Annotated in this window: 10 protein-coding genes; 6 read left to right on the top strand and 4 right to left on the bottom strand. The window is 46.3% G+C overall.

The window, feature by feature from the left end:
* Positions 1-14 precede the first annotated feature (14 nt).
* From rpsO to HYN46_RS01235, 6 genes are all read left to right on the top strand, one after another.
* Positions 15-284, top strand: a complete 270-nt coding sequence (gene rpsO, locus HYN46_RS01210; RefSeq protein ID WP_114897743.1) for a 30S ribosomal protein S15 — start codon at positions 15-17, stop codon at positions 282-284.
* Between the two features lie 484 nt (positions 285-768).
* Positions 769-2,856 carry a polyribonucleotide nucleotidyltransferase gene (pnp, locus tag HYN46_RS01215; protein ID WP_210009466.1) on the top strand — a complete coding sequence of 696 codons (2,088 nt, stop codon included), beginning with the start codon at positions 769-771 and terminating at the stop codon, positions 2,854-2,856.
* A 378-nt stretch (positions 2,857-3,234) separates the two neighbouring features.
* The gene (locus HYN46_RS01220) at positions 3,235-4,266 is read left to right on the top strand and encodes a hypothetical protein (RefSeq protein ID WP_114900509.1); all 1,032 of its coding nucleotides are present in this window, start codon (positions 3,235-3,237) and stop codon (positions 4,264-4,266) included.
* 228 nt (positions 4,267-4,494) lie between these two features.
* Complete coding sequence (locus HYN46_RS01225; RefSeq protein ID WP_114897745.1) at positions 4,495-5,673, top strand: putative solute-binding protein; 1,179 nt, start codon at positions 4,495-4,497, stop codon at positions 5,671-5,673.
* Positions 5,663-6,268, top strand: coding sequence for a rhombosortase (rrtA, locus tag HYN46_RS01230; RefSeq protein ID WP_162818051.1), 606 nt, complete (start codon positions 5,663-5,665; stop codon positions 6,266-6,268). The genes HYN46_RS01225 and rrtA overlap by 11 nt, the downstream gene beginning before the upstream one ends.
* A 393-nt stretch (positions 6,269-6,661) precedes the next feature.
* On the top strand, positions 6,662-8,863 hold the full coding sequence (locus HYN46_RS01235; protein ID WP_114897747.1) for a TRAP transporter large permease subunit: 2,202 nt from the start codon (positions 6,662-6,664) through the stop codon (positions 8,861-8,863).
* Between the two features lie 222 nt (positions 8,864-9,085).
* Here HYN46_RS01235 and HYN46_RS01240 read toward each other — a convergent pair whose 3' ends face one another.
* From HYN46_RS01240 to HYN46_RS01255, 4 genes are all read right to left on the bottom strand, one after another.
* Positions 9,086-9,964, bottom strand: a complete 879-nt coding sequence (locus tag HYN46_RS01240) for a DMT family transporter (protein WP_114897748.1) — start codon at positions 9,962-9,964, stop codon at positions 9,086-9,088.
* A 126-nt stretch (positions 9,965-10,090) separates the two neighbouring features.
* Positions 10,091-10,504 (bottom strand): hypothetical protein, encoded by a 414-nt coding sequence (locus tag HYN46_RS01245; protein ID WP_114897749.1) that lies wholly within the window; start codon positions 10,502-10,504, stop codon positions 10,091-10,093.
* A gap of 50 nt (positions 10,505-10,554) precedes the next feature.
* Complete coding sequence (locus HYN46_RS01250) at positions 10,555-10,797, bottom strand: YheV family putative zinc ribbon protein (RefSeq protein ID WP_114897750.1); 243 nt, start codon at positions 10,795-10,797, stop codon at positions 10,555-10,557.
* A complete protein-coding gene (locus HYN46_RS01255) occupies positions 10,794-12,881 on the bottom strand; it encodes a M3 family metallopeptidase (RefSeq protein ID WP_114897751.1) in 2,088 nt (695 codons plus the stop codon). The genes HYN46_RS01250 and HYN46_RS01255 overlap by 4 nt, the downstream gene beginning before the upstream one ends.
* Between the last annotated feature and the right edge of the window lie 439 nt (positions 12,882-13,320).

Raw genomic sequence — 13,320 nt, forward strand, 5'->3', positions numbered from 1 at the left:
CTCGGAGATTAATCATGGCATTAACTAATGCTGATCGCGCTGATATCATTGCAAAATTTGCTCGTGCAGAAAATGACACAGGTTCGCCAGAAGTACAAGTTGCGTTGTTGTCAGCAACGATCAATGACTTACAAGGTCACTTCAAAGCACACAAGCATGACCATCATAGCCGTCGTGGTTTGATTCGTATGGTTAACCAACGTCGTAAACTGCTTGATTACCTCAAAGGTAAAGATGGCGAGCGTTATCAAGCGCTTATCGGTACTTTGGGTCTGCGTCGCTAAGATTGCGATTGTTTAGCCAAAAAGTGGCAGACTTTATAGATCGATAAAAGAGAAGGGAGCGTATGCTCCCTTTTTTGCTGTTTGAGCTTTGTAAAAGATACAAAAAAATAATCTCTTCGTTCAACTGTTGTTTGAAATTCATCGGTAACGAAGATGCCGTGGAATAGTTGTTGAGTTCATGCGGTTAAGTGTGGTTTGATCTTGCGGCATACTTTTTATGTATAAATAAAGTCATGCACAGGATTTAGAGCAAATGTCATTCAAAACGTTTGCTAAAAAATTGGTTTACATGTGGAGAGGCTTCTAACTGCGATTGTTTGGTGTTGATCTTAAGAGGGTTTTAGACCAGAAGGTTTATCCGTAAGAATGGACTTTTCATCGACTTTTTATAGAATCATAAAAATGAAAACAATCGCCGTTAGGGGCTTCCATATGCATTGGTATTTATGAAATTTAATGTTTTAAAAAAGGAATAATCATGTCGATGTTTAATATCGTCCGCAAAGAAGTTCAATTTGGACGTCATCAGTTAGTGCTTGAAACCGGTCGTATTGCTCGTCAAGCGCACTCTGTATTGGTCACTCTGGGTGGTGTTACGGTTCTTGTTGCGGTTGTAGCGGCGAAAAAAGCAAAACCAGGTCAAGACTTCTTTGCACTGACTGTGAATTATCAAGAAAAACAATATGCAGCGGGTCGTATTCCGGGTGGTTATGGCAAGCGTGAAGGCCGTGCCAGTGAAAGTGAAACGCTGATCAGCCGTTTGATCGATCGTCCAATTCGCCCGTTGTTCCCTGAAGGTTACTTCAACGAAGTACAAGTGACTGCCACCGTCGTCTCTTCTGATAAAACCATGGAAGCTGATATTGCTGCCATGATTGGTACCAGTGCTGCGATGTCTATTGCAGGCGTGCCGTTCAATGGCCCAATCGCGGGTGCTCGTGTCGCATTCATCGATGGTGATTACATCTTGAATCCATCGACTGAAGAACTTAGCCGCAGTGATTTGGATCTGGTTGTTGCTGGAACGGACAAAGCGGTACTGATGGTTGAATCAGAAGCGAAAGAGTTATCAGAAGATCAAATGCTCGGTGCAGTCTTGTTTGGTCATGACGAAATGCAAGTCGTGATTGAAGCGATCAAACAATTCGCTGCTGAGGTGGGGAATCCTGTAAGCACGTGGACACCAGCAGTTCAAAACGACGAATTAAAAGCACGTTTAGCGACCCGCTTTGCTGAAGAAATCAGCGTTGCGTATACTGAAACTGAAAAAGCGCTGCGTTATGAAAAATTAGATGCAATTAAACAAGCGGCTTTGGCTGAGTTTGCACCGGAAGGCAGCGATGTTGATCCAGCAGAATTGCAAAATTACTTTGAAGATCTGAAATATCGCACCGTTCGTGACAATATCTTGTCCGGCAAGCCTCGTATTGATGGTCGTGATACCAAGACTGTACGTGCGCTGGATATACAAGTTGGCGTGCTTCCTCGTGCGCATGGTTCATCCCTGTTTACCCGTGGTGAAACACAGGCTCTGGTCACAGCAACATTGGGTAATACCCGTGATGCGCTGATGGTTGACTCTTTGGCAGGTACACGCAACGATCCATTCATGCTGCACTACAATTTCCCTGCATACTCTGTAGGTGAAACTGGCCGTGAATCAGGTCCAAAACGTCGTGAAATTGGTCATGGCCGTTTGGCACGTCGTGGTGTATACCCTGTATTACCAGCAGCAGACCGTTTCCCGTACGTGATTCGTGTGGTATCGGATATTACTGAATCCAACGGTTCTTCATCAATGGCTTCAGTTTGTGGTGCTAGCTTGGCGTTGATGGATGCGGGTGTGCCGCTAAAAGCACCGGTTGCGGGTATCGCGATGGGCTTGGTAAAAGAAGGTGATCGTTTCGCGGTTCTCTCTGACATCCTGGGTGATGAAGATCACTTGGGTGATATGGACTTTAAAGTGGCGGGTTCTGCAAATGGCATCACCGCACTGCAAATGGACATCAAGATCGAAGGGATTACCGAAGAAATCATGGAGTTGGCACTCAGCCAAGCGTACCAAGGTCGTATTCATATCCTCAATGGCATGAACCAAGTGCTGGCACGTAGCCGTACTGAAATCAACATGCATGCGCCTACCTATGCCGTGATTCAAGTTAACCCGGACAAGATTCGTGACATTATTGGTAAAGGCGGCGCAACGATCCGTGCCTTGACCGAAGAAACCAAAGCCACGATTGATATCGAAGACAATGGTACGGTTCGTGTATTTGGCGAAAGCAAAGCGGCAACTCAAGCGGCCATTGCGAAGATCCAAGCGATTACTGCTGAAATCGAACCTGGTACCATTTACGAAGGCACTGTTGTGCGTATCGTTGAGTTTGGTGCATTTGTGAACTTGCTGCCAGGCACAGATGGCCTGCTGCATATTTCACAAATTTCAAACGAGCGTATTGCAAACGTTGCTGATGTTTTGCAAGAAGGTCAAAAGATCCGTGTTCAAGTGCAGGACGTTGATCAACGCGGTCGTATCAAGCTGTCGATGAAAGATCTTGCTGCAGTTGTTTGATCTTTAAAGACTTCACTTTAAAGATCGAGTGTGATGCTCGATTGAGATCAATCTCATGGATATGATTGATATCGTCGTCACCCAGCTGCTGTGAATAAAAAACCACTCGCCATCGAGTGGTTTTTTTATGCTTAAAGAATTTGTCCGTAATATTTTATAAAAATGCAGTAATGGTCGAGTCAAAGTCGTTGATTTGTGAAATGTGGCCGCTTTTTCGCTGATTGTGGCTTTTAACTGCGCAGGCTTCGTGCTATCGTCGCACGGTGTAGGGATACAGCCAGAAAAGGAATGAAAAAAATGTTCAATAGCAAGTCAAATACAAATACATCCAATCACAATACCAATCAAGTGCTTCATCAATCTGTTCAATCACGTTCAATGAAAGGCCTTATTGCAAAAAGTATGGTTGTTGCCATGACTGCAGCAATGACGCTGACTGGTTGTTCTCAAGTTTATAAAACAGGTGCAAACGTCGCGTTGCATTTTGCGGAAAATAACATTGTTCCTCCAATTATCGCGCTTGATGATACCAACATGGTTTGTGTCTCTGGCACATCACTCCAGCCTGCGATTTTAGCAACAGCCGCTATGGGTGCTGATGCCACTAAGCTTGCGGTATTGTTATATGCAGGTTCTGCACTATGTGCTGAAGATACTGCATTAGAGCATGAACTCGCTTATCTGCGTGCATCACGTGCAGGGAAAGTTGAAGAAGCGGAAGACGCACGTATTGCGCAGAAACGCTGGTCAGCGATTGCTTCCCGTCGTCAGTATGCCGCTTATCAAATGTTCCAAGAGAAATGGGAACGCGACTACCATATCAAGCTGGGTGAACAGTGCCCAACGATGCGTACTGATCTGGATAAAACCATTTATCTACTGGGTATGGTCTCTGGTTTACAGGCGGTCGTGAACGATATCAGTTCACAAGGTGCTGTTAACGTGCCTAAAGACATTGCGGCTGTTGTTGAGCGCGGTATGAAGTGTTTAGATAATGAACAGTTCTGGGGAACGCCGATGGCTGTTCGTGCTGCGATCTGGGTCTTGTTACCGGGTGCTGGCGAAGGGAAACCTGATCCTTTCCAAACCATGAAAGACTCAACACGTTTGGGTGAGCGTAAAGGGGTGCGTCTATCGCATGCAGTTTATGCGTTGGCGGCTCAAGCAACAGGTAAAGATGATCTAATTCGTGATGCATTGCGTACTTACGGTCATTCTGTTGACCAAAACATGCCGGTTAATCCGAAATATAAATTGTTCGATGCGATGGGCGGACATTTGGTTCAAGGCATTGCGGATCGTTACTGGACCGACAAGACTGGTAAGCGTGCTCCTGAAGACGGCATGACCAAGTTTTGGGATGAAAGCTCTGTGGATACCAGCGTTAAAGTTGATGACCTGTTGAACTAAGTTTGACGTGATGTTGATTCACGAGGTCTTAAGCCTGTAACAAAGCAAAACCGCCGTCCGTGGCGGTTTTGTACTATTTGATTCCAATACAAAGCTTTAAGGTCATAGCATTTTTAAGAAAAGTGATCTATGGTTTGCCTAGATTTGATAAGCGGTAGGTATTGAGCAGTCAGTTCGCTGCGAAGAACTTGGTTTTTTAGCGTAGTTTTGATGAAAATGGAGTGTGTGATGAGGTTGCGTGGTTATCTAGATGTCAGCAAACAGGGAATGATTGCTCAGGCGCAGAAGTATGCAAAATCACAAGGCGTGGTTTCTCTGCTCGGTTTAATGTTGTTCATGGGAGGCACTACTAGTAGCGTGATCGCTGCGCTACCATCGCATGATACAAGCAAAAGCCTTATCACCATTGCGCCCTCAGCATCTTCCAAAGCACAACCAATCGTGCGTAGTTCTTCGGAGCTGGTCAAAAGACGTCTATGTGTTTGGGATATCATGGGTCAAAACGGTGAAATCTATGCCAAGCTCAAAGACTATCAAGTCAAAGCAGCGACATTGGGTGTAGACTTTGATTTGAAAGGTTATGTTGATGAGCGTGTCGCCAGTGAAGACTTCCGTGTGCGTTATTGTGATGCGGCAGTGGTGACGGGACTTCGAGTACGCCCTTTCAATTCATTCACCGGTTCTATTGAAGCAGTGGGTGCAATCCCGAGTTATGATCACATGCGGACTTTGGTTTCAGTCCTCAGTAATCCTGCAGCCGCACAATATATGACGACCACGATGGATGGTCAAACTTATGAAATTGCTGGGATTATGCCTTTTGGTGCGGCCTATGGATTTGTGAATGATCGCAAAATCGATAGTCCAGAGCGCTTACCAGGTAAAAAGATTGCGATTTTTGATTACGATAAAGCGGAAGCAAAGTTGGTACGCAATCTCGGTGCACAATCCGATCCTTCCGATGTCACAAATTTTGCGGGTAAATTTAATAACGGCAAAGTCGATATCGTGATTTCCCCAGCAACAGCGTATCGTCCACTTGAACTCTATCGTGGTTTAGGGAAAACGGGTGGTATTGTTGATTATGTTTTGGCGCAAGTCAGCTTGCAGTTGATGATTCATCCAGACCGTTTCCCTGAAGGTTTCGGACAGGCATCACGGACCTATTTGGCCTCGCAATACGATGCTTACTTTAAGACCGTCCAAGGTTATGAGAGTGAAGTGGACCCCTCTTATTGGGTTCGCATTACCGCGGACAGTCGTAAGCGTTATCAAGATATGGCCCGTACGTCACGCATTGATTTGATCAAAGATGGGATCTACGATAAACGCATGATGAATTTGCTGAAAAAAATTCGTTGTCAGAAAGAGCCGTCGCTGGCAGAGTGTAGTGAAGGTGCTGAATAGGCTAAAGCCCGTAGGGGAGAATCCGCGTTATAGACTGCGAATCGTGGTCTATGGCGCAGCACTTCTCATGACGTGCTGTCAGTTCTTTTTTACGCAATTGGTTTATATTCCCTCTCTGTTGCATGCAGAACCTTGGCGATTATGGACGGGGCACTGGGTGCATCTGGGGGCATGGCATTGGGGGCTAAACGCTATCGCCCTTGTTTTACTTCCTGAGATTTTCTTTCAGGCATCCTCAAAAATTTTCCTTTTTCTCTGGTTCGCATTACCTGTTTTAATCAGCCTGTTATTTTTTTTCTTCATGCCCACCTTGTCTCTGTATGCAGGGCTTTCAGGTGTTTTGCATGGTCTTTATTTGGTTATGGCGCTGAATGCAATCACTTCTAAAAATGCCAACGAGCGGCTCATGGGGTGGATCGTGGTGCTTGGCTTATGCTTAAAAGTCGGTTGGGAGTTTTACTCCGGCAATAGCCAAACCGCAAAACTCATCGGCGCACCCGTGATCCTTCAGGCACATCAGTATGGTGCGGGGCTAGGATTTATACTCTGGTTATTTATCCTAGTATGGAAGAGAATGCGCCATAGTTCACTTTAGGCCCTGTTTAGTGATGAGGGATACAGAATTTGTTTTGATAAGTGGTTCTCATAAAAATAAAGTAAAATTAGACTAAAGTCGAATGGTTTTGTGATTTTATTGGCTTTTTAGAATGAAAATATGGATTAAAAGCCATATAAATTAAATTTTAGATCAGGCATTATATGCAACATGGACGAATGATGTCTAAAGCATTTCATGATCTTTAAATGATTTGCCTTGAGTATTAAAGCTTCATGGAGGCGTAACGGACTAAACGCATATTCTTTGTTTTTTGAATAGCACTGCCAGTAATGAGGATGTGTGGCGATCTATTGGTCGGCTATGGAAAAATGCTAGGACGCGTTTTGACGTTATTAAAGTCAAAAATCAAAAAAAGACAAGTAGGGTACTATGGAACATACAAACGCTGATGGGCGAATGGGTCCGTTAAATCGGACATGGATGGAGTGGTTAACGACCCTTCCAGTTTTCTGTTTACTTATATTGACACTACTAATCGGTACCGGGGAAATGATCCATGGGCAGCTGCTGCGCATGGGCGAACGTATGTTTGGAGATCCAGCTGCGGGGATCCAATATTCCTACCTTCGTGCAGATCCTTCAAAGCCGGATTGTGATAAAGATGCCAATATTGATGCCCTCGTGCAAAAAGAAATGGCAGCACCTGCAACGGATGATGGCTTGGGTGGATTGTTCAATGATGCCAAGAATCCAGAGCAAATTAAGCAATCTTTGCTCGCTGCTCAATCACTGTGTAAAGAAAAATACACTTTTTACGAAAACGTAAATCAGCATGTGACTACACCAGTACGCGCCTATCGTACTTTTGAAGAAGCATTCTTTTATATTTTCCACTTCGGTACACAATATCGCTCATTGATTCTGATTTTGATGATCGCCTTTGCTGCATTGTCTACCACCCTGAATCGTCATCACCTGACGTTGCGTCCACCACAAAGCGTGATCGATTATCGCGTTTATTTTGCCGCGACTATTATTGGTAATGCGATTGGTATGGCCTCGTCCATCTTCTTCCTGATCGGTCAGCGTGCCTCAGGAATTGCGATGGATCCGGTGAACATGGTGATCAGTATTACATGGCTGATTCTGTTTACGGGTTTGACCATCATCAGTATTGTTCAGGCTTTTAATATTCCTAAGAATGCGACCCCAGGCGGCAGTTTCTTTATGGCCTATCTGTCTATTCCGCTCTATGCGGTGATGGCAGTAGTCGCCGGTCTCGTATTCTTCTTGCAGCAGTATTACAGCGGTTTGCTCATCTATATGGGCCAATTGTCTGATTACTCAGCGCTGTTCCTGAGTTTGACGCTGTTTATCTGGATCGGGATGTTGCTTAGACAGACTCGTCTGATTGACATGTTGCTCGACATTTTCCGTCCATGGGGATTGTCACCAGAGGTTTTGACCTGGATCATCATGCTCTTTGCTGCCCTTGGTACTGCATATACCGGTGCATCGGGTATTTTCATTCTGGCGGCAGGTTCGATTATTTATTACGAAGTTGCCAATGCGGGTGCGCGTAAGCAATATGCACTTGCTGCAACCGCGATGTCGGGTTCACTCGGTGTGGTTTTGCGTCCGTGTCTGTTGATCATTTTGATCACCGCCATGAATAAAGAAGTGACCTCTGATCAGCTCTATGGTCACGGTCTTTGGGTGTTTGCAATGACCTCAACCATCTTTTTGGTGGTTTCTCTGCTGGTCCGTGAGAAAGGTGGTCCGAAATACCGTTTGGTCCCTGCAAAAGTTGCATTCCCTGCGTCAGCACGTGCATTGGTTCCAGTAGCTCCTTATGTTGTGATCATGATGCTGGTTGTCATGTTCTACCGCTATGTACTGGATACCAAACTGGATGAATATACTGCAGCGATGATTCTGCCGTATGTGATGCTTGCTATTGTGTTCTTCGACAAAATCCGTCGCGAGCCAGCACCTGCACACCCAGTCCCCGCACCAACACCAGGTGGACAAATTCCACCAGCGCCTGTAGAACGCCGTAGTGCGGAATCAGAAGCGGAATGGGGCAACCGTCGCAGTGGTAAAGATCGTCGTGTTGGTTTTGAACAAGCGATTCGCACCGCAACCAATGAAACGATTAGTCATATCGGCGCGTTGCTACTCCTCATGTCTTTGTCAATGAGCTTGGCAGGGGTTGTAGAGCGTACGGGTCTGATGCATATGCTGCCACATCACTTCCCGAACATCTGGGTTGCTATGACCTTCTTGGTTCTGGTTAAAGTGTTTATCGGTATGGTGATGGAGCCTATGGGTGCGATGCTTTTGGTTTCAACGACCTTGGCACCGATTGCGTATGCGAATGGCATTGATCCTGTGCACTTCTGGATGATGGTGTTGACTGCACTTGAATTGGGTTACTTATTGCCTCCTGTGGCGCTCAACCAGTTGTTGACGCGTCAGGTGGTCGGTGAGGAAGTCATGAATGCAGCCGATGCTGAAGTTCGACATAAGAGCTTCTACTATCGCTACGAGCGCTGGCTGCTCCCGGTGATGGTCATTTCAATCAGCTTGATCATTGTTGCTTATGTACCGTTGATTCTCTACGGTAAATAACAGCGTAGATCAAATGTCAAAAAAAGCACCGCAATTTGCGGTGCTTTTTTTATGCGATGAGTTTATGAGTCGGTAGGCTGTAGCAGAGGCAATCAAGTGGGTAGGCATATCGATCAGAATAGTGATCGACCCTTGGTACTAAGCGTCATTAATATCAGGCTCAAGCATTACCATGTTGTGATAAACGCTGGCTTGGACTTGATGTCTTTTTTAAGCCTTATCTTAAGCGCTAATTTTGGGGGATCTTGGCATACACAGTACCAGAGCGACCAGAATCAGGATCATGCCGAATATACTCATCTGGTCTGGATATTCATGCCAGATCAGCGCAGCAAAGATCCCAGCAAAGATGATTGCCAGATAATTGGCTGGACCAATCTTGCCTGCGGGTGCATAGCTATAGGCTTTGGACAAGCATAGCTGGCTGGTCGTGGCCAGCAAACCTGCACCCATCAGCAGTGCCAGTTCTTGCGGGGTATAAGCACGCCAGTGCCAAAACATCGGCAGGCTAGAGAACAATGTCCCAATTAAGCAGAAGTAAAATACGATTCGGGTGACGGGTTCTGTTGCTGTCAGGGCGCGGACGGTCACAAAGGCCATCGCTGCCAGAAAGCTCGATACAATACCAATGACGGATAAAACGTTGAAAAAACCTTGCTCGGGTTTAGCCACCAAGATCACACCAGCCAATCCAACTAATGCGGCAAGCCACATGAGAGATGTCATGCGTTCTTTGAGAAATAGCCATGCGACCAGCGGAATAAAGATCGGCGATGAATAGGTGAATACCATGGCATTGCTGAGTTTGAGGTGGGCAATGGCATAGAAAAAGCCATACATCGCGATCAAGCCCACAAAAGCACGCCAGCTATGCATCCACAACTTTTCTGTTTTCAGAAAAGTCGGACCTTTCATCAGTACAAAAGGCAATAACAGCAAAAGCCCAGTGAAGTTACGAAAGAAGACAATCGTGGCATTATCGACAGAGTGCGAAGCGAGTCGGATTAACACGCCCATCAGTGCAAAGAGTGCAGCCGAAAGTGTCAATAAGGTGAGGCCACGGCCAATATGAGAGGTATTAGTAGAAGACTTGGATTTCAAAGCAATGGGGGTATGGCAGCAAAATAGGGCGCTAGTCTAACAGAGCTTGGAAGGAGGGAGGTATTTTTGTCATTGATGACAGGGTAGAGGGCAGAACGCACTTATTAGAATGCGTTCTAGAGTCGATCAAAGCGCGTTTTTTTCAAGTTCTTTGATTTGTTGTTCTTTCAGTGCAAGTATTTTATTGGAGGTTTCAAGCTGTTTGGCAAGTTGAGCCTTACGTTCCGTGAGACGACTATTTTCGTCGTGGAGACGATCCAATTCTTCTGCAGCAGTTGCTTTATCCGTCGGCAGAGGCGCGCTGGCAGCATTCACTTCTTGAACTGGCGTGCTGGCAATTACCGCACTAGCGGCAGAGGCGACCGTGGTATCTTGTGTAGACACGGGCTGAACCTTTGCTGGGGGGCTTGATTTTGCCGCTACTACCGAAGATTTATTTGACCCTAAGAGTAGCCATGCCCCCAGTATCAACGCGATAACAGCCACAACCAATGCAATCATCAGTGTTGGTCGAGCAAGTACGCGTTCTACAAGTGACATATTCGTGTATCCATACTAAGTAATAAGTGACAATTGCGGTCACCTTGATTCTAGCGTATCGAACGCAGCTGTACCACATTCACTTGTTCTGATTCTGAATTATCTTTGTGAACTGCATCAAAGAATCCTTTAGAAACCACAGTTTTTGGTCGTCGTTCAGTATGTCCGCACTCTACACACTCAATCCATTCATCATCAGGCGCAATAAAGATCATGACTTTATCTTGGGCTTGGCAGGCGCTACAGCGTGCTCCTGCGATGAAGCGTTTCTTGATTCGTCCGTCTGTGCTCATGTTGTTTGCTCAACTGCAGGGGTTGTGGTGATCGACCAACCGTTGTGACGTAGCAGTGCATCGATGGATGCATCACGACCGCGGAAGTTTCTGAAGGTCTCTAAAGCGGTTTTACTACCCCCTGCCGCTAGCACATGTTGGCGGAAAGCATGCCCAGTTTCGACATTAAAGATGCCTTCTTGTTCAAAACGATCAAAGGCATCAGAGGCGAGTACTTCTGCCCATTTGTAGGAGTAATATCCCGCTGCATAACCACCCGCGAAGATATGGCTAAAGCCGTGCTGAAAACGATTATATGCAGGAGGGGGCAATACCGAAAATTGCTGACGCAAATTATCTAATATGGCTTGAACCTGATGAATATCTGGTGCGGGGCTCTGATGATGAATGTCCAAATCAAACAGTGAAAACTCGATTTGACGCAGGGCCTGCATACCACTTTGGAAATGGCGTGCAGCCAGCATGGCATCTAACAGTTCAGTTGGGAGGCTTTCGCTGGTTTCGTGATGTTGGCTAACGAGCGCTAATGCATCGGGTTCCCATGTCCAGAATTCCAGGAATTGACTGGGGAGCTCAACGGCATCCCACGCTACGCCGTTAATGCCTGAAACGGAGATTACATCCACTTCGGTGAGCATATGGTGCAGACCATGCCCAAATTCATGGAATAGCGTGACCAACTCATCGTGGCTGAGTAATGCGGGTTTGCCATCAACAGGTGGCGTGAAGTTGCCAACCATAAAGGCTACAGGCAACTGTAAGCCCTGGCTGGTTTGCATGCGGGGACGGAAACCACTCATCCATGCGCCACCACGCTTACCCGTACGGGCATAGAGGTCAAAATAGAACCCCGCAATCACCTGACCCTGTTCAGAAATTTCATAATATTGCACGCCGTTTGCCCAAACGGGTGCGCTGCGCTGTTCAATCTCAATGCCATAGAGACGTTTAGCGACTTGGAATAAACCGCTGATGGCGACATGAGCCGGGAAATAAGGCTTGAGTGTTTCCTGCGAGAGATTGTATTTACGTTGTTTAACTTTTTCAGCCAAGTATGCGGTATCCCAAGGCTGGATATCGGTGAGACCAATGCGTGCGCCTTCAGCGCGGAGCTCCGCCAGATCATCGTGGGCAGCCGCTTGTGCTTTAGTGGCGATGTCCACCAAGAATTCACGTACCGTGGCAACATCGGGTGCCATCTTGCTGGCCAGCGAAAGCTCGGCATAGCTGGTGAAACCAAGCAGTTGTGCCATTTCTAAGCGCAATGCCAAGATTTCTTCAATAATCGCACTGTTATCCTGTGCTTTGGCATCTGCCACCTCTGCAAGTTCAGAGGCGCGCGTGGTGTATGCGCGATAGAGCTCCGCGCGTAAAGCGCGATCATCAGCATAAGTGGATATGGCGATAAAAACAGGCGCATCTAATGTGGCCAAAGCTTCGATGGAGGGATCATCTGTCGCTTTTTGCTTTGCCATCTGCTGTACTAAAGCGACTGCGGACTCGGGCAAGCCTGCAAGCTCTGCTTTGGACAGCGGGCGCTGGTAGGCTTGAGTCGCATCGAGTAAATGATCTGAAAATTGTGAGGAAAGCTGAGACAAGCGCTCAGTTATCGCCGCATAGCGGGTCTTGGCTTCGCCTTCGAGTGCAACGCCTGACAGTTTAAAATCTCGCAAGGCCAGACGAATTGCTTCCTGTCTTGCTGGCGCAAGTGTCGCAAAATCGGCTTGCTGCTGAATCGTGAGATACGCTTGATAGAGGGCTTTATTCTGGCCCTGTTCGGTGTAATAGCGTGATAGTTCAGGCAGCAATGCGTTATAGGTTTCGCGTAATTCTGGTGTATTACAGGTCGCATTCAGATTGGAGAGTACGCTCCAAACTTGGTGCAGACGATTTTCAAACGCTTCTAATTGGTGAATAAAGTCGAGCTCACCGCCACTTGGAATATGATTCGCTTGATTCAGTAGGCCAAAAGCTTCAACTAATAAGGCTTCAATATCCGATTTCATGCCTGCATTGGTGAGTGCAGGGAAATCAGGGAGTGGAAGACGTGCTGGAAGGAGTGGGGTTTGGATGGTCGCGTTCATGATGATGTGATGTACTTTAATAATGTCGGATTCAGGTTTATTAATACGGCTTGGGAAGAGATGTTTCAAGGCGTTTTTGTATAGGCGTCGGTGATTTTCTACAGCGATGAGATATTTTTGTTCGGGTGCGTATTGCAAAGTAAAACAATAACAGCGGGATACAATAATGCATCCCGCTGTTATGGACAGACTCTAAAGATTAAGAAGATTTCTTCTTTTTAGCTTTAGGTGCATCTTCTTTTTTACCTGAAGATTTCTTGCCCGCTTTTTTATCTGCTTTGCCACCCTTGTCGGATTTATCAGCAGATTTTTTGGATGTGTCCTTAGCAGCGTCTTTTTTCGATTTGGCTTTAGCGGCTGATTTATCTTCACCCTTTTCAGCTTTTTTCGACTTCGCTGCTTTGGCTTTACCGACGGTTGCATCGTGCTGATCATTCGC

This window comes from Aquirhabdus parva, assembly GCF_003351745.1.
GTDB classification, from domain to species: Bacteria; Pseudomonadota; Gammaproteobacteria; order Pseudomonadales; family Moraxellaceae; genus Aquirhabdus; species Aquirhabdus parva.